Here is a 21,666-nt window from a genome sequence, read left to right on the forward strand (position 1 = left end):
ATAATTGCTTATTTTCTATTTGACTACTACCCGAAATCCCGCAGGTGTAAATCAGAGCATCAAGGCAGGTCTTCTGACTCATCCCATTTTGCAACGCCTTCCCAGATAAACTATCCAGTGACTTTTGTGTTGCAATTTTGCTCTTTGATTACAAGGAGCGGAGATTTACAGCAGCAGGTACTGTTGCCGGTTTACACGGCATTCCCTTTTCATTCCTTTACAACGCAAAAGTTGTTCAAGGAAACCTTAACGGCACAAAGTTAGAAAGTTTTTATTAATTAGTTTGTTTTATTCTAAAAAAATATCCCATTGACCAATAACAAATATTCCGGCATCTGATCCTATTCTCTCCATTTGTTAGTAATCAATTGGATGGAAAAGGATATATTAATATGTTATCCCAACGACAGAATCAATATTTGTGCCGTCAATACTCGCAGAAACATGGTGAGCGGATACACCGTAGCGTAGCCGACGGCAGGCGCATCACAGGAGGTCAGGTCATTGGAGTAAGCCAATGCCGGCGGATTGGTGGTAGAACCAGCCAGAACTCCGATAAGCGTGAAATAATTCAGCTTGCAATAATACCGTCCTATCAATCCCGTAATCAGAAGTGGCAGGATGGTTATGATTACTCCGTAGCCTACCCATATATATCCTCCGCCATGAATGACTGTGTCTACAAAGCCTTCGCCTGCTCCTAAACCTACGCAAGCGAGGAAGATGGAAATACCGATTTCACGAAGCATCAGGTTGGCACTCATGGTGGTATAAGTAATCAGCTTGTATTTCGGACCGAAACGGCTAATCAGGATAGAAACGATGAGCGGACCGCCTGCCAATCCTAGTTTCACAGGTTGCGGAATTCCGGGAAATGCGAAAGGAAGACTTCCCAGAATACATCCTAAAGCGATACCTATAAAGATAGGAATCAGGTTCGGGTGATTCAAGCGTTTCATGGAGTTGCCAAGTACTTTCTCTGCATGGGCAACAGCCAGTTCGGAACCTACAATGGTGACACGGTCTCCCATTTGTAACTGTAATTGTGGAGAAGCTACCAAGTCTACTCCCGAACGATTGATACGGGTGATGTTTGCTCCGAAGTTATTTCTGATTTTGAGTTGTGAGAGCGTTTTCCCGTTCAATTCCGGTTTAGTAATCAGGATACGGCGTGAAATGAGCTCTTTGTTCAGTTGTTCCCATTCCATTTTGATTTCCTTTCCGAAGAATATAGTGATTGCTTCCACGTCAATCGGGGTAGAGATCACTAATATGATATCCCCTACATGTAGAATTGTTTCGGAATTGACCAATTCGGTTTCTCCACCCTCGCGGTGTTTGATGCGGGAAATGACAAACTTACGGTTCAGTAACGGGCGGAGTTCTTTAATCCTGATGCCGTCTACCGATTCGTTTCTCACTTCAATGGAGATAGGACGTACGGTAAGTTCCTGGAGATGTCCCAGACCGACTTCTGCTTCTTTTTCTTCTTGAGCAGTATTGATGCGAAGGAGATATTTCAAAGCAAGCAGTGAAAGGATGATACCTACTACACCCAGCGGATAACTGACAGCATATCCCAAAGCAATTTCGGGAGCATCTATTCCATTCAAATCACTATTGGCCTGTTGTGCGGCTCCCAGCCCCGGAGTATTGGTGACAGCTCCGGACAAAATACCTACCATTGTGGTAATCGGAGTTCCGGTGGTGAAGTGCAGGATAACAGTGATGGTTACTCCTAATACTACTACCAGCATGGCCAACATATTCAGGGTAAAGCCCCCCTTTTTGAATGCTGAAAAAAAGCCGGGCCCTACCTGCAAACCAATTGAGTAAACAAACAGAATCAATCCGAATTCTTTTAGAAAGTGGAGCAGGTGTTCGTCCAGATTCATGTTGAAATGGCCGAATACGATTCCGACAAAGAGTATCCAGGTAACTCCCAGAGATACTCCCCGCACTTTGATTTTTGCAAGGATGATTCCAAACGCTATGGTTAGTGACAGAATCAGTACGGAGTGTGCCACTCCGCCGCCCCAAAGATTGGGGTAACCTTCAAATAAATTTCTTAGAACTTCCATTGTGATTATTATATGATGATATTTAGTTTAGCTAAAAGTACCCCCGGAGAAATCACTTCTGCGGGGATACGCACACATTGAGCATGACGGTCTAATGCCGTCCTTTTGATATTTTAGCTAGAGAGAATTTATCCTCCTTCAATCATTTCCGATGTCATGACTACTCGATTCTTTTTTTACAGTCTGCCGTTTTCCTATCCCACGAGTAAAAACAACTATAAAGGTATGAATGGCAGGTCTTCTGACTGACTCCCTTCCTGATACCTTCCCGACCTTGACTATCGATACCTGGTCAGTGGTAAAAGTAAATATCAAGAAGTTGAATGGAGTTTCACAGCAGCGGGACTGTCCGGGATTTACACCCGATTCCCTTTTAATTCAGATAGTTGATATGGCTATCTGAAACCAATTCGGGGCAAAGATAGCGAATTTATATAGGAACCCAAATGAATGCTACCTATTTATTTTATACACAGTCTGATTCTTGTCGGATATCTGTTTGTTTATTTGATGCGTACTCTCATCTCCTGCACATCAAACGTGACGGATTCATTTCGGAAAAGTCTTTCTATATGTCCGCTAGCCACCATTTCCGGAGTAGGCAGCGTGTACATCTGCGGATTATCTATGAGCATGATGGAGTCGCAAAGCGATAAGGCGATGTCGAGGTCATGAGTGGAGAATAAGACACATTTTTTTTCTTCCTGTGCCAGTTTCTTTAAAAGCAAACAGAGCTCGTAGCGGTTAGGTAAGTCCAGGAAGGCGGTCGGTTCATCAAGCAGGATGACGGGAGTATCCTGTGCAAGAGCACGGGCAATCATGATTCGCTGACATTCGCCATCGGACATTTTATCCATTGTCTTTTCTGCATAACCGGACATACCGACTAGCTGCATAGCGTCATCCACCCGCTTTTGGTCTTCCGGTTGCAGTTGGCCGATCCAGTTGGTATAGGGAGCACGCCCTAAGGCTACTACATCTTTACAGCGGAGATTAGCGATACGTACTTTATCGGTGGTGACAAAGCTTATATTCCGGGCTAATTTTTCCGGTTTCAATGATGCTATGTTTTTTCCTTGCAGAGTAATCTCTCCTGATTGAGGCTTTTCCAGCCCCATCATAGCACGGAGCAGGGTGCTCTTTCCCGTTCCGTTACGTCCTAACAGGGCAACGAGTTGTCCGCCTGTGATTCGGGCATTTACCGTTTCCAACAGCGTGCGCTGTCCATATCCTAATGTCAGTTCTTTAAGTTCTATCATTTGAATCTACGCAAGTTTTTAGCAATTACCCATAAAATAACCGGAACACCTAGTAAGGCGGTGATGCAGTTAACCGGAAGTAGGAACTTCTTGGCGATGATGTCGCAGAGAAGCATGCTGATAAGCCCTGTCAGCATGGTGCCGGGGACCAGTATCCGGTGGTCGGCATTGTTGAATAGCAGTCGTGTGACATGCGGTACTGCCAGGCCGATAAATCCTACCGGACCACAGAAAGCGGTGACCGTTCCTGTCAGCAGTGCGGTAGAAACGAAGATGAACGTGCGTGAACGTTTAATGTTCATTCCCATCGTTCGTGCATAATTTTCACCGAGCAGTAACAGGTTCAGCGATTTGATACAGGCTACGGAAATTAGTAAACCGATACATAACATCGGTATCATAATTCCCAGTTGGGTGACTGTGATGTGGCTAAGAGATCCCATTGACCAGAGTGTGAACATTTTCAGTTGTTCGGCAGAACTTAGGTATTGGAGTATCTGAATGATAGCGCCTGCTACGTAGCCTATCATAACTCCCATAATCAATACACCGAGAATGTTTTTTACTTTCCGGCTGATAATGGCTACTCCCAATAAGATTACGGCAGTTCCTACCCAGCCCGAGCCAACGATACCCAGCGACTGAAGAATTGGAAACTCCGCCCATCCAAGTAATGGAGCACCTAGTATGAACAGAGCTACGCCCAGTCCTGCACCGGAACTTACTCCCAACAGGTAAGGGTCTGCTAATGGATTCTGGAATACTGTTTGCATCTGTAAACCGCTAACGGAGAGTGCTATTCCTATTAAAGCCGCTACCACTACCCGTATGAAACGGATAGAAAGGAGAATATTCCGTGTCATTTCGTCACATTCGCCTCCGGTGAGTACAGCCCATACCTTGGTGATAGGAATATATGTATCTCCCGTTGCCATGTCTATCAGTAATAACAGTATGGCAACTATACCCAGTGTAATGAATAAAAAGGGAGTGCGTTTATCAGGCTGTTTCATTCCAGATGTCTGTAATAGTAAAGTGAATCGGATACGAGTTCGGGGTGAAAGATATGAATCAGGTCACGCAATACGACGTCGGGACGTACCACTGCAGATTCCCAGTAGTCATTACCTCCTGTCGGTGTTGTTCGTAAATTATTGTTGTAAACAGTTTTTTCGCGTACAGCTTTGGCGTCTACAAATTTAGGATTGACCGTCTTTAGTTCATCCAACGTAGAAGCCATGCCTACATTAATCCAGTAGTCGGCCTTTTGTATCAGTTTGTAAGCTGTTTCCAGTCCGATGGGAGTGGAACTGTTAGACTTGTTTTCTTGGTAGATGTAATCCGCACCCGCATCAGTTACCAATTGTGCCATGTAACTTTGTGTGGAAGGCATCACCCAACTGTCGTTCCACGGGGTATTGAGCATAACGGTAGGACGTTGTTCTACCGATTCGGTGAGCGCTTTCAAAACTTGATAACGTTTAGGGATTTCACGGAATATTTCGATGCCTTTTTCCCTGCTGTCTGTTAATTCGGCAAGAGCTACCAGCCATTCGGCTTTACCAAGCGGCGATTCCTCCAAATATTCTCCTACATACATATAAGGTATATACAGTTCTTTCAGTTTGTCTGTTACGGCAGTTTGCGCATCTCCGATACCGTATAACAGGACAACATCCGGTTTCAGTCCCAATAATAACTCATAATTCATTTCGGGGCCCATGTCCTTGATAGAATTTTTATGTGCGAGAATATATGGATTGGATACATAGTCGATGCCCGATACTCCGACAATTTTGTCCACTTGACCTAGAGCGTCGAACATGGCGATGTAGGAAGAAGCCATACATACGATACGTTTTGCTCCGGCAGGAATCGTAGGACCGGTAAATCCGGCAGGCGCTTGTTCACCGTTGCGGGAAATGAAATAAGACATTTTCACGTCCTTGGCTCCCTGCCATGGGTTGGAAACCTGAATAAGTGTGCTGGCGGTATTGTCCGCACCCAGAATCTTGAATCCGGTTGCGTATTCAGGTGTATAGACATCCTGTTTGAAAGCCTCGAGAGAAGTCTTCTTGTTGGATATACAACTAGCCAGGAAGAGAAGACATAGCCATGTGAGGATTGAAATAGGAGATTTCATCTTTATTCGTGTATCTTTTAAATGAATAAATAATTTTCGGTGTCTGAAGATTGACATTGCGGGGCAAAGATAAGTATCTTTGGAGATATTCTTTCTTTTTTTATTGCATTTTCTCCGAAATCATTCCTATTTATGTATCCTCCCCTTAGGCAGGCAGAATGGATTAAGTTTATCGGTCTGCTGATTACTTCAGAGAATTTCTGCACCTTAAAGATTCAGAAAAAGTTTGGAGATGCTTTTTACCCTCGCACTCTCACCCATTGACTCAAACCGCTTATTCATCATCTATGCAGATAATGGCTTGTTCATATAGGTAAACACTTAGTTTCAAGTAGCGAAACATTTTGTTTCTCGGTGTGAAACACTTCGTTTCATTACTTGAAACATTTCGTTTCTCGGTGCGAAACACTTTGTCCCAAGTAATGAAATAAAGTGGAACTGCCGTCAACCGAAAATTCTCCAGTAAGTAATTATTAAACAGGGTGTGAGGGTAAAGACATCGCAAACTTATTAGAGATATCTACACCTGTTTGTTTACGGGCACTCTTGATATAGAAAAACTCCTCCGTAGGCAGGTACTGCCTGAAATGCTTCTTCCTGGTGAATCAACTTTGCATAAATCTGTGCGCAAATCAATACGCCGCCATGAGCGAATACTACTGTATTTTCACCCTCCTTTTGTCTGACTTCGTCTAAAAACGCGGCTACCCGTTTATACTGATCGGCAAACGATTCTCCATTGGTTGCTTTTACATTCAAGTAATCGTCGTACCAGCATTGGAGATTCGGGTCTTTGATTTTATTAAAATACTGCATTTCCCAATCTCCGAAATTAAGTTCCAGTATTCTTGGGTCACGGATGGCATCTCCGAATCCGCAATACTGTGCCAGACGGGTGCATCTGGATAGAGGGCTGGTGTAAGCCATATCAAAGTGAATGGATTCGATTTTAGCTTTGGTTACGGCTGCTTCTATCTCAAATGTAGGACGTAAAGGAACGTCTGACTGACCGTAACAAAGACCTTTAGGAACGTCGACAGAGGTATGTCTGATTAGATAAATATTCATAGGTTTACTTATTTTATATAGATAGACATCACTGCTCCCAGCCAGAAACTCATTTCGCTTAGGAGAAATAATGCACCGCAACAATCTCCGGTATATCCGTTCAGACGTCGTTTCATCATCCGGCAGATAAAGAAGAATACCAGAATGGGAAATATACATACGGGCCAGTAGCTTGGAGGAAGTAATAGGAGAGGTAGTATTCCACCCATCGCAGACATTACGATCTCCCCAAAACTCATTCTTGTATATACTGTTCCGGATTTGCTATCTTCTTCTTTCCGTGCATAGGGCAGGTAATTGATGATATTGGAAGAAATGAATTTACTCCAGGTATCTCCGCTTAGTAATAAGAAAGGAGTAACTGCTAAGGGAAGTGCGACCAGTAGATTGTAAGCAAATAAATAATAGATGATTAATCCCAAAACTCCATAGCTTCCGATATGGGAATCTTTCATGATGCGTAGCGTGCTTTCTCTGTTCGTCCCACCTCCGAATCCATCGAAGAAATCGGCCAATCCATCCTCATGCAATGCTCCTGTGATAAGTAAACGTGAAGTCAGTGCCAGGATTACGGCTACTCCGTGAGGTAGAATAGTACTGGCTCCCCAGAAAATCAATGTCATCATTCCCCCGGTCAGCCAGCCACTGAAACTCCAATAATTGACAACGTGTTTGAAACACTCCTGCGGAACTTCTTTTATTTTCCAGAAAGGCAATCGTGTAAAGAATATGAGGGCGGCAAGTATCTGGTTCATTTTAGAAATATTTAGTGATGGAAGCATGAGCAAATGAATCCATTTCATTCAGCATTTTCACAGCGGAATCCACAATGGGATAGGCACAAACGGAACCGCTTCCTTCTCCAAGTCTTAATCCGAGATTGAGTAGGGGACGTGCTCCGAGATAATCCAATAATAGCTTATGTCCGCTCTCGTCTCCCTGATGACCGAATATGGCGTAGCTCATCACTTCCGGATAAAGGCGTGAAGCGGCAAGAATACAATTGGTCATTATAAATCCATCAATTAAAATAACCATTCCCAGTTCTGCAGCTTTGAGCATTGCTCCTACGGCCATTACCATTTCGTAACCTCCGAAACGGCAGAGGATTTCTTCTGCGGAATGCTCTCCCGGATATTGTTCGAGAGATCTTTTCAGAACTTCGTATTTGTGGTTTATTCCCTGGTGATTGAGTCCGCTTCCTGCACCTACACATTGATCTAATGGGATTCCGGTGAAGCAAGTCATCCATAGAGAAGAGGACGAAGTATTTCCGATTCCCATTTCACCGAAGCTAATGATATTGCAGCCTTCCTGGTGAGAAGTGTCCACACATTGGGCACCATGCTCCAGGCAAAGTTCCATCTCTTCAGGTGTCATGGCTGCTTTATGAAGGAAATTGCGTGTTCCTCTTCCGACTTTCATGTTAATGATACCTTTTTCATAAGGTAAATCATAATCGACTCCTGCGTCTACAATTTTAAGAGTGAAACCGTGCTGTCGGCACAGGAAATTGATCCCTGCTCCCCCATGAAGAAAGTTGCTGATTTGTTGCCAGGTTACTTCTTTAGGAGATGGGCTGACTTTTTCTTCTACGATGCCATGATCTGCGGCAAAGATTATATTTTGAGGATGAGTTAATCGTGGAGAAAGGGATTGTTGGATCAGTCCGATTTGCAAAGCAATTTCTTCCAGTCTTCCAAGCGATCCTTTAGGCTTGGTCAGATTATTGATTTTGTCAATCAGAGCTTCTTTGATAGCTTCATCCGGCTTTTGAATATGAAACGTTTTCATGTTTATTTTATTTTTACGGGAATACCACTTGCCATGAGATATACATCGTCGGCATGCGATGTGATGTATTGATTGGTCCAACCTTGCAAGTCTGTGAATTTACGTTGCAGTTTGTTCTCGGAAACTCCCCCCCAGCCAATCTCATTAGTTACAAATATGAAAGTGGCATCCTGCTGGGTAAATTTGTCGAATTCTTTTTTGACGGCTTCCAATGAGGAGGCAACGTTAGAATCAAACTCCATAAAGAAGTTAGTGCACCAAAGAGTTACACAATCTATCACTACGACTCTGCCCGCTACATTGTGACGGCTCAATTCTTTTTCTTCTTCTATATTTGTCCATTCAGGACCGCGGTTCTTTTGATGGCGTTCCACCCTTTTTCTGAATTCTTCGTCCCATATCCTGGCAGTGGCCAAGTAAACCGGTGACGTAGTAAGTTCATGCGCTTTTTTTTCCGCAAACGAACTTTTACCGGATCGTTGTCCTCCTGTGATTAGTATAATCCTTTTCATTAAGTTGCTGATTGAATAATGGATGGACAAAGGTATAAAAAATAACTCCGGGATTAACCGTTTTACGTAAAAGTTATTAACTTTGTCCCGATTTGTTTTAGATCAACATAAATATCAGACTTAACTACTATTAGATATGAACGCTTGTAAGTTAGTGGGATTGCTTTTGCTGCTACTTTGGGGACATACTGCTCTGTATGCTCAACAAGTGAGAACTGTGCGAGGAAGAGTGCAGACAGTGGAAGCCGGCAGTAATGAGAAGCGGGCATTACCATCTGCCAGCATTGTTATTTTGGCGAAAAGCGATTCTGCCTTTATCAAGGGAATAACAAGTGATAAGAATGGGCGTTTCATTCTTAATTATCAACCGCAGAAGAAAAAGAAATACCTGTTGAAAGTCTCTTTTATGGGAATGCAATCTGTATACCGGGCACTGGAAGACTCTGTATCGGTGAATATCGGTACAGTGGTATTGAAAGATGATGATATTCAGATTAGTGAAGTGACGATAACGGGAAAATTGCAGGAAGTAGTGATGGAGGGAGATACTACGGTTATCAATGCTGCCGCTTTTAAAACTCGTGAAGGAGCTTATCTGGAAGATTTAGTGAAGCGTGTTCCCGGATTGGTATATAATAAGAAAGATAATTCGTTGACATACAACGGACAGCCCATCAGTGAAATCAATGTAAATGGCGAAGCTTTTTTCTCCGGAGATAAAAAGACGGCACTCGAAAATCTTCCGGCAGACCTGATTAGTAAGTTGAAAGTATATGATAAGAAATCGAAAGAAGAGGAGTTCACCGGAATTAGTTCAGGAGAAAAGAAATATGTACTCGACTTGCAGACTAAGGATGAATTGAATAAAACCTGGCTGACAAATGCAACGGTAGGATACGGGAATAACCAGAAGAAGGATTTCGAGGGGCAAGTGAATTATTTTAGTAAAGACGGAGATAATCTTTCTTTCATCGCACAGTCTACCAACAGATACCAGAATAGTACGTACAAGGATAATATCAACAATTCGGTAGGAATGAATATGACTCATAAATTCGGTAAGAAATTCTCCCTGACCGGAAGTGTGAACTATAATCTGAACCGGAACGGAAATCTTTCTTCCATTTATCAGGAACAGTATTTGCCGGCAGGTAATCAATACTCTGCGTCTACTAACGAAAGTAACTCTAAGGGGCGGTCGATTAGTTCTAACTTCATGGGAAGCTGGGAAGTAGATAAACGTACACGTATACATTTTACCGGTAATTTAGGAATCTCTCCTAATAGGAATGAAAACAGTAGCCAGAATGCATCTTTTGATGCTCCTCCCGGCATAAGTCATGAGAGCTTGTTTGATGACTTTGAATCTATTCCCCGGGATATAAAAGTGAATCGTAGCGAGAACCGGTCGCGTTCGGAGAATCAGTCGAACCGTTATAGCTGGATGATGGGTATTATGAGACGTCTGAATGAAAAAGGTACAACGCTGGCATTGAACATCCTGAACTCGGATTCGTGGGGAGATAATGAAAGTTTTTCGCTTTCTAAAACTACTTATTTCCGTCTTGAAGATAAATTGGGAAATGATTCGGTGCTTTTTCGTAACCAGTATTTGAAGTCGCCTCAAAAAAATAATTCATGGAGAGTCGGGATTACCTTTGCCCAGCCTATTGGTAAGAAGATGCATTTCCGGGTAGCATATAACTGGGATACTAACTATGAACGTGATAATCGTGATACGTATGAATTATCTTCTCTGACGAAGTCGGAAGTTTTTGGTGAACTGCCTCCCGACTATGAAGCAGGGTATGTGGATAGTTTGAGTAATCGGAGTCATAGTCGTACGAATGGCCATAATCTGGATGTGGGGCTTAATTACTCTGATGATACCTGGATGTTTAATGCCTCATTAGGGATGACTCCGCAAAAACGTGCCATTGAACGGAAAATGGGAAAGCTCTATGCGGACACTACCATGCATACTATCGACTTTCAGCCTATGATATGGGTGAATTGGAAAAAGAAAGAGGCCCGGATCACTTTCAATTATAGCGGTAGAACCCGGCAACCCTCCTTATCAGATTTAATGCCGCTGACGGATAACAGTAATCCGTTGTATATCACCCGGGGAAATCCGGATTTGAAACAGATGTTTTCTCATAGTGTCCGTGTGAGCTTTCAACATTCAAAAAAAGGTATATCTGCGAATATCGGCGGGCAGATGGAACAGAACAGTGTGACGCAGGTAGTGCTATATGATGCAAAAACCGGCGGACGTGAGACATCTCCTATTAATATTAACGGAAACTGGAATGTATATGGAAGTGCCAACTGGTGGAAGCGTCTGGGACATTTTTCCTTGCGGTTGGATATGAACGGTAATCATAGCAATCGTGTCAGTATGATTAATGAAGACAAGAGCCTCGAACCGAAGAAAAGTACGACACGTGATACCGGATTGGGGTGTGACGCGAATGTATCTTATCAGCCCACCTGGGGAGGTATTGATTTCTCTACTTCCTGGAATTATCAGTATTCGCTTAATTCTATCAATGATAACGATACCTATACGCGTAATTATAGTTTTCGTCTTGAGGGGTGCGTTGATCTTCCTTTTGGCTTGCAATTACGGACTGACGGGGCTTATTCTTTCCGTAATGGTACGAATATCCGTAAAGGCGAAGATGACCAGATGTTGTGGAATGCAAGTGCCAGCTGGCGGTTCTTGAAAAAGAAAGAAGCGGAACTGTCTGCTTATTGGGCGGATATTCTCGGGAAGAGGAAAAGTTTCGGCCGTACGACTTCTTCTGATGGTTTTTATGAGTTCCGTAACCAGGAAATAAAAGGATATTTCATAGTCACTTTCAAATATAACTTTCGTTTGATGATGTGATTTTTAGAAAAAAGTCGTATGTTTGCTACAGAACCATAAAACAAAATGTACTATGAGCGGTAATTATGTTATCAATATCGGCCGTCAGTTAGGTAGCGGCGGAAAAGAAATAGGAGAGAAGTTGGCAGCCCGTTTGGGAATCAACTTCTACGACAAGGAACTGATTAATCTGGCTTCGGAGGAAAGTGGATTGTGTAAGGAGTTTTTTGAAAAGGCTGATGAAAAAGCCTCGCAGGGTATTATTGGCGGACTGTTCGGTATGCGTTTCCCTTTTATCAGTGAGGGAGCTATGCCATGTAACAACTGCTTGAGCAATGATGCCTTGTTCAAAGTACAGAGTGATGTGATCCGTCATCTGGCAGCAGAAAGATCTTGTGTCTTTGTAGGACGTTGCGCAGATTATATTCTGAGAGAGCATCCTCGTTGCGCTAATGTTTTTATTTCAGCCTCTAAAGAAGATCGCATAGCGCGGTTGTGTGGCATGCATCATATTGATGCGGAAGCTGCAGAAGAAATGATCGAAAAAGCGGATAAGAGACGTTCGGAATACTATAATTATTATAGCTATAAAACGTGGGGAGCAGCAGCTACTTATCATTTGTGCATCGATTCTTCTTCTTTGGGAATTGAAGAGACAGTGCGGTTCATTGAAGAATTTGTAGTAAAGAAACTGCAGCTTGTATGACAGGATAGAAAAGCAGATTGAAAAAATAAATAAAGCCGGCATATTCCATTTGGATATAGCCGGCTTTATTGTTTATATGCTAAACTTGATTTACATCATTGCTAATAATATCATCTGTCCCGTTAGAATACGGAGGAACATCGATAACGGATAAACTGTAGAGTATCCCACTGCCGGAGCATCTCCGGAGGTTGTTTGATTGGCATAAGCCAATGCCGGTGGGTCGGTATTACTACCGGCTATCAATCCCATCAGGGTGAAGTAGTTTACCTTATAATATAATCTTGCGATGGTGCCGATGATAAGTAGCGGGATAACGGTGATAAGGAAACCGGAACCTACGTATAGTAATCCGTCTCCCTCGACTACCGTTTGCACGAAATTGGCACCGGCATCTATACCGACACTGGCAAGGAAGAGAACGATACCGATTTCACGAAGCATCAGGTTGGCACTCATGGTTGTATAAGTCACTAAATGCAGCTTATGACCGAAACGGCCGATAAGAATAGCCACTACCAGCGGTCCGCCTGCCAAACCTAATTTTAAAGGAGTCGGCATACCCGGGAATGCAATCGGAAGACTACCCAGAAGGATACCTAAGAAGATACCAACGAAGATCGTAACAATGTTCGGTGTATCCAAGCGTTTCAACTGATTACCCAGTACACCGGCAACACGTTCCACTGCATCTTGCTGTCCTACCACCATAACGCGGTCACCTACCTGAAGTATCAGATTCGGATCGGCAAACAGGTCCATACCGGAACGGTTGATACGAGTGACATTGACCCCATACATACTACGGAAGTGCATAGAACCTAATGTTTTACCATTGATTTCCGGTTTGGTAACCAGAATACGACGGGAAACCATTGGGAGGTCTTGTTTTTCCCAGTCGAGCTCCACTTCTTTTCCGATAAATACTACAATTGCAGGAGCGTCTTCTTCCGAGCAGACGATAAATAACTGGTCGCCTATATTAAACACTGTTTCATGGTCGGGAATACTTACATGACCATCATGGCGAATTCGGGAGCAAACGAACTTACGGCCCAGGAAATTCTTGATTTCAATCAGCGTTTTTCCACTAATTGATTCATTGCGAACTTCCAGGCTCATCATGTGAGGTTTGTGGTGTGAATCTCCACTTTGGATTTTCAGGCTTTCTTCTTCTTTCGCCATATTGACACGGAAGATGTAACGGATGGCAATGATAGAACCAATGATACCTACCACACCGAGGGGATAAGCACATGCATAACCGAGAGCAATCTGCGGACCGGTATAATGCAACTGATTCAGAGCCTCATTGGCAGCACCAAGTCCCGGAGTATTTGTCACTGCTCCGTAAAGGATACCTACCATCATCGGCAGTTCTACCCGGCCGTTCCAGAGGTAATAAAGCCCCAGTGCGACAGCAATATTTAACACTACGATGCCTACAGCCAACAGGTTTAATGTCATTCCTCCTTTTTTGAAAGAGGAGAAGAAAGATGGCCCCACCTGAAGACCGATACAGAATACGAACAAGATCAATCCGAATTCACGGATGAAATGTAGGATGTGTGTATCGGCTGTGAAGCCGAAATGTCCCATTAGGATGCCGGCAAACAAAACAAATGTGACGCCCAAAGAAACTCCGAATATCTTTATCTTACCAAGATACACGCCGGCAGCCACTACAAATGCGTAGAGGAGCACGATGTGAGCTACGGAGCTGGGGTCCCATAATAAACTTTGTAACCAATCCATAATATAGCAGTTTTTATAATGTTTTTCTAAAAACGAGTGCAAAATTACTCATAACATTGGAGCTAATCAAATAAAAGAAGAACTAAAAATGAAGAATTTCTATGCAGATTGTATGCACTTGACGAATCGGGGCGTCCTGTGCGAATTTTCCCTAAAAAAGAGATTCGTTTTAACTTATTGGTTATATTTGCAGGTCGAACGACTGACATTTAGAAAGAGATAGATAAAAATAAAGACAATATTAATCTTGTTTTAATTTTAAATAAACTATGGCAGACAAAAAAGAAAAACTCTTCTCAGACTTTTCTCCTGCCTCCACCGAACAATGGATGGAGAAGGTTACAGCCGATTTAAAAGGTGCTGATTTTGAGAAGAAGCTCGTTTGGAAAACAAACGAAGGGTTTAAAGTGAAACCTTTTTACCGGATGGAAGATCTGGAGGATTTAAAAACTACTGATGCACTTCCTGGAGAGTTCCCTTATTTAAGAGGAACTAAAAAAGACAACAATGCATGGTTGGTTCGTCAGGAAATTAGAGTAGAATGTCCGAAAGAAGCCAATGCGAAAGCACTGGATATCCTAAATAAGGGTGTTGACTCACTTTCTTTCCATGTGAAAGCAAAAGAACTTAATGCGGAATATATTGAAACACTGTTAAGTGATATTCAGGCAGAGTGTGTTGAACTGAATTTCTCAACCTGTCAGGGGCATGTGGTTGAGTTGGCTAATCTGCTGGTAGCTTATTTCCAGAAGAAAGATTATGATGTGAAGAAACTGAAAGGTTCTATCAACTATGATTTCTTCAACAAGATGCTGACTCGTGGCAAGGAGAAAGGTGATATGGTACAAACAGCCAAATCTTTGATTGAAGCCATTCAGCCGCTTCCTTTCTATCGTGTGCTGAATGTAAACGCTTTATCATTGAATAATGCAGGCGCTTATATTTCTCAGGAACTGGGTTATGCTCTGGCTTGGGGAAATGAATATATGGGTCAATTGACTGATGCCGGTATTCCTGCTGCCATAGTAGCTAAGAAAATCAAATTTAATTTTGGTATCAGTTCCAATTATTTCCTTGAAATAGCGAAATTCCGTGCGGCACGTTTGCTTTGGGCAAATATTGTAGCTTCTTACAATCCTGAATGTGTGCGTGATTGCGAGAATAAAGGTCCTAACGGAGAATGTCGTTGCGCAGCAAAAATGGCGGTTCATGCCGAAACTTCTACTTTCAATCTTACTTTGTTTGATGCACATGTAAATCTGCTTCGTACACAGACTGAAGCCATGAGTGCTGCATTAGGAGGCGTAGACTCTATGACGGTAACTCCGTTTGATAAGACTTATGAGACTCCGGACGAGTTCTCAGAACGCCTGGCTCGTAACCAACAACTGCTGCTGAAAGAAGAATCTCATTTTGATAAAGTGATCGACCCTGCTGCCGGTTCTTATTATATCGAGAATCTGACTGTGGCTATTGCAAAACAGGCTTGGGAACTCTTCCTTGCTGTAGAAGAAGCAGGTGGCTTCTATGCGGCATTGAAAGCAGGAACTGTTCAGGCTGCTGTGAATGAGAGCAACAAAGCTCGTCATAAAGCAGTTGCACAGCGTCGTGAAGTGCTGTTGGGTACCAACCAATTCCCGAACTTCAATGAAAAGGCTGGCAATAAGCAACCTGTTGAAGGTAAGTGTTGTTGCGGAGGTGACTCTCATACTTGCGAAAAAGAGGTGGATACTCTGGTGTTCGATCGTGCTGCCAGTCAGTTTGAAGCATTGCGTCTCGAAACAGAAGCATCAGGCAAACGTCCGAAAGCGTTCATGTTAACCATCGGAAATTTGGCAATGCGTCAGGCACGTGCTCAATATTCTTGTAACTTCCTGGCTTGTGCCGGTTATGAAGTAATTGATAATCTGGGATTTGAGACAGTAGAAGCAGGAGTAGAGGCAGCTATGGCTGCAAAAGCTGATATTGTTGTTATCTGTTCCAGCGATGATGAATATGCTGAATATGCAATTCCTGCTTTCAAAGCACTGAATGGTCGTGCTATGTTTATCGTTGCCGGTGCTCCGGCTTGTATGGACGACCTGAAAGCTGCAGGTATCGAAAACTTCATCCATGTTCGTGTCAATGTATTGGATACCTTGAAAGAGTTTAACGCTAAACTATTGAAGTAAGATGAGAAAAGATTTTAAAAACATCGATATATATGCCGCATTTCAGCCGACTAATGGTGCTGAATGGCAAAAGGCTAACGGTATCTCCGCTGACTGGAAAACACCGGAACACATTGAAGTGAAGCCTGTTTATACAAAAGAAGACCTCGAAGGAATGGAACACCTTGGCTATGCTGCCGGACTTCCTCCTTATCTGCGCGGTCCGTATTCAGTAATGTACACTCTTCGTCCCTGGACCATCCGCCAGTATGCCGGATTTTCTACCGCCGAAGAATCAAATGCATTTTATCGCCGTAATTTGGCTGCCGGTCAGAAAGGTTTGTCAGTGGCATTCGACTTAGCTACTCACCGCGGTTATGACCCCGATCACGAACGTGTAGTGGGTGACGTAGGTAAAGCCGGTGTATCTATCTGTTCATTGGAAAATATGAAAGTGCTGTTCGATGGTATCCCATTGAACAAGATGTCTGTGTCTATGACAATGAATGGAGCTGTACTTCCGATTATGGCATTCTATATCAATGCCGGTCTGGAACAAGGTGCTAAACTCGAAGAAATGGCCGGTACTATCCAGAATGATATTCTGAAAGAATTCATGGTGCGTAATACTTATATTTATCCGCCTGCATTCTCTATGAAGATTATTTCAGATATTTTCGAATACACTTCGCAGAAGATGCCTAAGTTCAACTCTATCTCTATCTCCGGTTATCACATGCAGGAAGCAGGCGCAACCGCGGATATCGAGTTAGCTTATACATTGGCCGATGGTTTGGAATATCTTCGTGCAGGAACGGCAGCAGGCATTGATATTGATGCATTTGCACCGCGTCTGTCTTTCTTCTGGGCGATTGGAACCAATCACTTTATGGAAATAGCCAAGATGCGTGCTGCACGTATGTTGTGGGCAAAGATTGTGAAACAATTCAATCCGAAGAACCCGAAATCACTGGCGTTGCGTACTCACTCGCAGACTTCAGGCTGGTCACTGACCGAACAGGATCCGTTCAATAACGTAGGACGTACCTGTATTGAGGCTATGGCTGCAGCTTTGGGGCATACTCAATCTTTGCATACCAATGCATTGGATGAGGCTATTGCTCTTCCAACAGATTTTTCCGCACGTATTGCCCGTAATACACAGATTTACATTCAGGAAGAAACTTACATCTGCAAGAACGTTGACCCATGGGGTGGTTCTTACTATGTAGAATCTCTGACGAACGAACTGGCACACAAGGCTTGGGAGCATATTCAGGAAATTGAAAAATTGGGTGGTATGGCGAAAGCTATCGAAACAGGTATTCCAAAGATGCGTATCGAAGAAGCTGCTGCACGTACACAGGCTCGTATCGACAGTGGTCAGCAGACAATTGTCGGTGTGAACAAGTATCGTTTGGAAAAAGAAGCTCCGATTGATATTCTTGAAATTGATAATACTGCAGTCCGTCTTGAACAGATCGAAAACCTGAAACGTTTGAAAGATGGACGTAACCAGGCTGAAGTGGACAAAGCATTGGCAGCAATTACCGAATGTGTGAAGACTGGCAAGGGTAATTTGTTGGAATTGGCTGTGGAAGCAGCTCGTGTTCGCGCAACATTGGGTGAGATTTCTTATGCTTGTGAACAGATAGTAGGACGTTATAAAGCAATAATTAGAACGATATCAGGCGTGTATTCATCAGAAAGTAAAAACGATAGCGACTTCAAACGTGCTTGTGAACTGGCCGAGAAGTTCGCGAAGAAAGAGGGACGTCAACCTCGTATCATGGTTGCAAAGATGGGACAGGACGGTCACGACCGTGGTGCTAAAGTCGTAGCAACCGGTTATGCTGACTGTGGCTTCGATGTGGATATGGGACCGTTGTTCCAGACTCCGGCGGAAGCTGCTCGCGAGGCTGTTGAAAACGACGTTCATGTAGTAGGTGTTTCTTCACTGGCTGCCGGACATAAGACATTGGTTCCGCAAATTATTGAAGAACTGAAGAAACTGGGTCGCGAAGACATTGTAGTGATTGCCGGTGGTGTTATTCCTGCACAAGATTACGATTTCTTGTATAAGGCAGGTGTAGCTGCTATCTTCGGTCCGGGTACTCCGGTAGCGAAAGCTGCTTGTCAGATTCTGGAAATCCTAATGGATGAAGAATAAGGAAAACTTTCTTATTGACAGATTGTATATGCAATAAGTGGGAAACCATGAATTAATAGAAAAAAGGGTCAGTAACTGACCCTTTTTTTGTATCCTATTATTGAAAACTTCCTTTTTGGCGTTTTATAAAAAAGTACCTCAAATTTGATTTATTGAAAAAATATTCATAATATTGTCATCACTTTGTTAACTGTTGACCCGTACCTTTGCGCATAAATTTCTAAACTATGGTAGATTTCATGGATGATAAACAATTATTGGGAGAGCTGAAAAGAGGCAATAATGCAGCTTTTGAGTTTCTGTTCAAGAGTTATTATCCTCGTTTGCGAGGGTATGCTATTCGTTTTATAGAAGATGAAGAAACGGTTCGTGATATTATTCAAGAGTGTTTCTTACGATTTTGGGAACGTCGCGAAATGTTATCTGCCTTCTCACTTACTTCTCTTCTTTTTTCTATGGTCCGCAATGGATGTCTAAATTATCTGAAGCATCGCTCGATTGTTGAAAAGTACCGGGTGGAGTACTTGGCAAAGGTGGATGGGGAAGAAAGACTCTACTATGCAGACTTTATGCAGGATGCAGAACATAAATTATTATACAAAGAATTGCAGGAGCAGATTGCCCTTGTGCTTAATCAGTTGCCGGACAGGTCGCGTGAGATTTTTTTGTTAAGCCGTTTCAGGGGATTGAAGAACAGAGAAATCGCAGAAAAACTACAAATATCTACCACAGCAGTCGAAAAGCATATAGCAAGGGCTTTGCAATATTTCTCCCGGCATTTCAGCGAACGCTATCCGGTGGATCTGTATATAGTGATATTGGCATGGCTGATGATGGAGCAGAAATAATCAATGCACTCTTCGATTATATAAAGAATAAGAAGCAGGAAAGTTTTTTTCTGCTTTTTTTGTTTCAGAGGTTGGGTAAAAGAAATATGGGTTGTTACATCTTATAGAAAGTGAATATAATGAAGCAAGAAGAAAATATCCGTGAATTGGCTATTCAGTATTTTGAAGGACGCATATCAAGAGCTGACGAAAAGAATCTGTTCGAATATATCGAACAGGTGGAAGGTGGCTATGGCAGGTTCCGTCAATGGGAGAGAGAATGGATGAATCACCGGAATACCGATTCGGAGACAGATGCCGAATGGGAAGCTTTGAAGCATAAGATGTATACGCAGGAAGCGATTGTCCCGTTATTGAAAAAGTCGAAACCTGGTATATGGAAGATAGCCCGTATCGCTGCCGTTATAGCATTGATTGTCGGTACTACGTTGGGTATTCAACAGGCTATTTACTTGTTTACGCCAAAGACTTTTTTTGTTTGCGAAGCTCCGTTGGGGGATAAGAGTAAGATACAGCTTTCGGATGGTACAGTTGTATGGCTGAATGCAGGTTCCGTATTAAGATATTCGAATCATTTTAATACAGCCGACCGGGTGGTGGAGCTGGAAGGAGAGGGGTATTTTGAGGTGACTAAACAGAATGGAAAGCAATTTACAGTAAAGACGCATGAATATGATGTGGTGGTAAAAGGTACGAAATTTAATGTATCTGCCTATTCAGACGATTCGTATATAACAACCACCTTGCTGGAAGGAGCAGTAGAGTTGAATTATAAAGAAGATCAGATACGGATGTCTCCGGGAGAATCTATTTCTTTGGATTTGGTAACAAGACAGTTGAAAGGAAAGAAAGTAAATGCACGTCAGGCAATGGCGTGGGCGGAAGACAGGATTGAATATGATGACATTACGTTAGGAGAGATGGTGAAGAAGCTTTCACGTCAGTACGATGTGCATATTCAGTTAGAGTCGGAGAAATTGGGCGATATGAAGTTCCGTGTTTCGTTGCGTAATAAAGAGACAATCGTAGATGTAATGGATGCACTGAAAGAAATCATACCTATCAAAGTAGAATATAAGGAAAAGGATATATATATAAGATAAGAACTCAATGTTTAATTGTAAAGAAATCAAGTATGAATATTACTCAAATAGGCAGATTTGGGATGCTGTTGATGATGGCATCTGTTGCAATCTCGTGTTCTGACCCTAATCCTTTGGACTCATACACTCGTGTTCCGTTCGAAAAAACGGAAACGGATGACGGAAATGGTGATGGTGACGGAGACGGTGCCGGCGGTTTGTTCGAGAAAGGAAACGGAACGGACAGCAAACCTTATATGATAATGAATGCTACGCAGATCAGAAATATGCGTAGTGTGTTGAAATCGGGAATGAAAGTTTATTTCCAGTTAGGTGCTGATATTGATATGGCAGGCATTGATGACTGGCAGTCGTTGAATGGTTCCGGTGATTTTCCTTATGAAATAGATTTTGACGGAGACAGCCATGTCATTAAGAACTTCAAATGTTCTGCCGGTGATTATCCAAGTTTCTTCGGAGTATTGTGCGGTGATTGTCGTAATGTGGGCTTTGTGAATGCTTCTGTATCATCTGCTCGGCAGGGGATTGGAATTATTACCGGTTATCTCGGACTTAAAGATAAAGGTAACGGAAATAAGACAGGAAGAATTGTGAACTGCTATACGACCGGCGAAGTAATCGGTTCTGGTGCGGCAGGTGGAATAGCCGGTGTATTGGCAAATAGCTATGATGGGCAAGAAAGTTATATAAAGAACTGTTATTCAAATGCAACGGTCAGCGATCAGGCGGCAAGTGGCGGAAAAGCAGGCGGTATTGCCGGACGGAAAGTAGGTGTCGGCGGATTTATTGAGAACTGCTATGCATACGGAGCAGTCAGTGCAACTAAAGGAGGCGTAGGCGGTATTTTGGGACAAATCGACAAAAGTTGTGACATTGCTATCAAGAACAGCGCAGCATGGAGTAACTTGACCGGAGTGGATGCTTCGTCAACCGTAGGACGCATTGTTGGGGTCTCTGCTTCATTAGGCAGTTATGAGAATTGTTACGCCTGCGAAAGTATTGTACTCAAAGTGAATGAAAAAACGATTACCGCATCAGACGAATCATCAGCCACGGGAACAACTTTTCACGGAGTGGCGAAGTCAGCGGAAGAACTGGGGAATATCATCGTAGCCTGGAATCCGAATCTTTGGAAAAAAGGAACGAACGGTTATCCGATATTCCAGTGGTCTGAATAAATAAAGCCAGTCGATACAAAAAAGCAG

At 42.9% G+C, this 21,666-nt stretch carries 16 protein-coding genes and 2 riboswitches; of the genes, 7 read left to right on the forward strand and 9 right to left on the reverse strand.

From position 1 onward, the window contains the following. Positions 1-45: 45 nt before the first annotated feature. A riboswitch (cobalamin riboswitch) is annotated at positions 46-264 on the reverse strand. A 131-nt stretch (positions 265-395) separates the two neighbouring features. The 8 genes from DXA54_RS21060 to cobU form a co-directional block, all read right to left on the reverse strand. Further along, positions 396-2,081 carry a putative transporter gene (locus DXA54_RS21060; RefSeq protein WP_120080610.1) on the reverse strand — a complete coding sequence of 562 codons (1,686 nt, stop codon included), beginning with the start codon at positions 2,079-2,081 and terminating at the stop codon, positions 396-398. 213 nt (positions 2,082-2,294) lie between these two features. Beyond that, positions 2,295-2,506: riboswitch (cobalamin riboswitch) on the reverse strand. Positions 2,507-2,584: 78 nt separating this feature from the next. Then, on the reverse strand, positions 2,585-3,340 hold the full coding sequence (locus DXA54_RS21065) for an ABC transporter ATP-binding protein (protein ID WP_004299412.1): 756 nt from the start codon (positions 3,338-3,340) through the stop codon (positions 2,585-2,587). Beyond that, positions 3,337-4,353, reverse strand: a complete 1,017-nt coding sequence (locus tag DXA54_RS21070) for a FecCD family ABC transporter permease (protein WP_004306690.1) — start codon at positions 4,351-4,353, stop codon at positions 3,337-3,339. The genes DXA54_RS21065 and DXA54_RS21070 overlap by 4 nt, the downstream gene beginning before the upstream one ends. Further along, entirely contained in the window at positions 4,350-5,483 is a 1,134-nt protein-coding gene (locus DXA54_RS21075; protein WP_004312392.1) for an ABC transporter substrate-binding protein, read from the reverse strand. Before DXA54_RS21075 ends, DXA54_RS21070 begins: the two co-directional genes overlap by 4 nt. Positions 5,484-6,017: 534 nt before the next feature. Continuing rightward, positions 6,018-6,551 (reverse strand): alpha-ribazole phosphatase, encoded by a 534-nt coding sequence (cobC, locus tag DXA54_RS21080; RefSeq protein ID WP_120080612.1) that lies wholly within the window; start codon positions 6,549-6,551, stop codon positions 6,018-6,020. Positions 6,552-6,559: 8 nt separating this feature from the next. Further along, positions 6,560-7,306, reverse strand: a complete 747-nt coding sequence (locus DXA54_RS21085; RefSeq protein WP_120080614.1) for an adenosylcobinamide-GDP ribazoletransferase — start codon at positions 7,304-7,306, stop codon at positions 6,560-6,562. Position 7,307: 1 nt separating this feature from the next. Beyond that, positions 7,308-8,345, reverse strand: a complete 1,038-nt coding sequence (gene cobT, locus DXA54_RS21090) for a nicotinate-nucleotide--dimethylbenzimidazole phosphoribosyltransferase (RefSeq protein WP_032843995.1) — start codon at positions 8,343-8,345, stop codon at positions 7,308-7,310. A 2-nt stretch (positions 8,346-8,347) separates the two neighbouring features. Beyond that, on the reverse strand, positions 8,348-8,857 hold the full coding sequence (gene cobU / locus DXA54_RS21095; RefSeq protein ID WP_120080616.1) for a bifunctional adenosylcobinamide kinase/adenosylcobinamide-phosphate guanylyltransferase: 510 nt from the start codon (positions 8,855-8,857) through the stop codon (positions 8,348-8,350). Between the two features lie 136 nt (positions 8,858-8,993). On the opposite strand from cobU, the gene DXA54_RS21100 reads away from it, so the two are divergent. After that, positions 8,994-11,750, forward strand: a complete 2,757-nt coding sequence (locus tag DXA54_RS21100) for an outer membrane beta-barrel protein (RefSeq protein WP_120080618.1) — start codon at positions 8,994-8,996, stop codon at positions 11,748-11,750. A gap of 52 nt (positions 11,751-11,802) precedes the next feature. After that, on the forward strand, positions 11,803-12,435 hold the full coding sequence (locus DXA54_RS21105) for an AAA family ATPase (protein ID WP_004299434.1): 633 nt from the start codon (positions 11,803-11,805) through the stop codon (positions 12,433-12,435). 90 nt (positions 12,436-12,525) lie between these two features. Here the strand turns inward: DXA54_RS21105 and DXA54_RS21110 are convergent, their stop codons facing one another. Continuing rightward, complete coding sequence (locus DXA54_RS21110) at positions 12,526-14,190, reverse strand: putative transporter (protein WP_004321876.1); 1,665 nt, start codon at positions 14,188-14,190, stop codon at positions 12,526-12,528. 269 nt (positions 14,191-14,459) lie between these two features. Here DXA54_RS21110 and mutA point away from each other — a divergent pair, with 269 nt between their 5' ends. The 5 genes from mutA (at position 14,460) to DXA54_RS21135 (ending at position 21,639) form a co-directional block, all read left to right on the forward strand. Continuing rightward, a complete protein-coding gene (gene mutA, locus DXA54_RS21115; protein ID WP_004312399.1) occupies positions 14,460-16,361 on the forward strand; it encodes a methylmalonyl-CoA mutase small subunit in 1,902 nt (633 codons plus the stop codon). Position 16,362: 1 nt separating this feature from the next. After that, on the forward strand, positions 16,363-18,510 hold the full coding sequence (gene scpA, locus DXA54_RS21120; RefSeq protein ID WP_004299440.1) for a methylmalonyl-CoA mutase: 2,148 nt from the start codon (positions 16,363-16,365) through the stop codon (positions 18,508-18,510). Between the two features lie 227 nt (positions 18,511-18,737). Continuing rightward, the gene (locus DXA54_RS21125) at positions 18,738-19,358 is read left to right on the forward strand and encodes an RNA polymerase sigma-70 factor (protein ID WP_004312400.1); all 621 of its coding nucleotides are present in this window, start codon (positions 18,738-18,740) and stop codon (positions 19,356-19,358) included. A 119-nt stretch (positions 19,359-19,477) separates the two neighbouring features. After that, the gene (locus tag DXA54_RS21130) at positions 19,478-20,461 is read left to right on the forward strand and encodes a FecR family protein (protein ID WP_004299446.1); all 984 of its coding nucleotides are present in this window, start codon (positions 19,478-19,480) and stop codon (positions 20,459-20,461) included. A gap of 32 nt (positions 20,462-20,493) precedes the next feature. Next, positions 20,494-21,639, forward strand: coding sequence for a hypothetical protein (locus DXA54_RS21135; protein WP_008776280.1), 1,146 nt, complete (start codon positions 20,494-20,496; stop codon positions 21,637-21,639). Positions 21,640-21,666: the final 27 nt, after the last annotated feature.

It is taken from the genome of Bacteroides sp. OF03-11BH, from assembly GCF_003604005.1.
GTDB lineage: Bacteria > Bacteroidota > Bacteroidia > Bacteroidales > Bacteroidaceae > Bacteroides > Bacteroides ovatus.

Excerpts from the sequence above, each read along its gene's own strand:
- DXA54_RS21110 (WP_004321876.1), bottom strand. The coding sequence starts at position 14,190 with ATGGATTGGTTACAAAGTTTATTATGGGACCCCAGCTCCGTAGCTCAC.
- DXA54_RS21060 (WP_120080610.1), bottom strand. The coding sequence starts at position 2,081 with ATGGAAGTTCTAAGAAATTTATTTGAAGGTTACCCCAATCTTTGGGGC.
- DXA54_RS21100 (WP_120080618.1), top strand. The coding sequence starts at position 8,994 with ATGAACGCTTGTAAGTTAGTGGGATTGCTTTTGCTGCTACTTTGGGGA.
- cobU (WP_120080616.1), bottom strand. The coding sequence starts at position 8,857 with ATGAAAAGGATTATACTAATCACAGGAGGACAACGATCCGGTAAAAGT.
- DXA54_RS21070 (WP_004306690.1), bottom strand. The coding sequence starts at position 4,353 with ATGAAACAGCCTGATAAACGCACTCCCTTTTTATTCATTACACTGGGT.
- DXA54_RS21085 (WP_120080614.1), bottom strand. The coding sequence starts at position 7,306 with ATGAACCAGATACTTGCCGCCCTCATATTCTTTACACGATTGCCTTTC.
- DXA54_RS21105 (WP_004299434.1), top strand. The coding sequence starts at position 11,803 with ATGAGCGGTAATTATGTTATCAATATCGGCCGTCAGTTAGGTAGCGGC.
- DXA54_RS21075 (WP_004312392.1), bottom strand. The coding sequence starts at position 5,483 with ATGAAATCTCCTATTTCAATCCTCACATGGCTATGTCTTCTCTTCCTG.
- cobT (WP_032843995.1), bottom strand. The coding sequence starts at position 8,345 with ATGAAAACGTTTCATATTCAAAAGCCGGATGAAGCTATCAAAGAAGCT.
- DXA54_RS21065 (WP_004299412.1), bottom strand. The coding sequence starts at position 3,340 with ATGATAGAACTTAAAGAACTGACATTAGGATATGGACAGCGCACGCTG.
- mutA (WP_004312399.1), top strand. The coding sequence starts at position 14,460 with ATGGCAGACAAAAAAGAAAAACTCTTCTCAGACTTTTCTCCTGCCTCC.
- DXA54_RS21130 (WP_004299446.1), top strand. The coding sequence starts at position 19,478 with ATGAAGCAAGAAGAAAATATCCGTGAATTGGCTATTCAGTATTTTGAA.
- cobC (WP_120080612.1), bottom strand. The coding sequence starts at position 6,551 with ATGAATATTTATCTAATCAGACATACCTCTGTCGACGTTCCTAAAGGT.
- DXA54_RS21135 (WP_008776280.1), top strand. The coding sequence starts at position 20,494 with ATGAATATTACTCAAATAGGCAGATTTGGGATGCTGTTGATGATGGCA.
- DXA54_RS21125 (WP_004312400.1), top strand. The coding sequence starts at position 18,738 with ATGGTAGATTTCATGGATGATAAACAATTATTGGGAGAGCTGAAAAGA.
- scpA (WP_004299440.1), top strand. The coding sequence starts at position 16,363 with ATGAGAAAAGATTTTAAAAACATCGATATATATGCCGCATTTCAGCCG.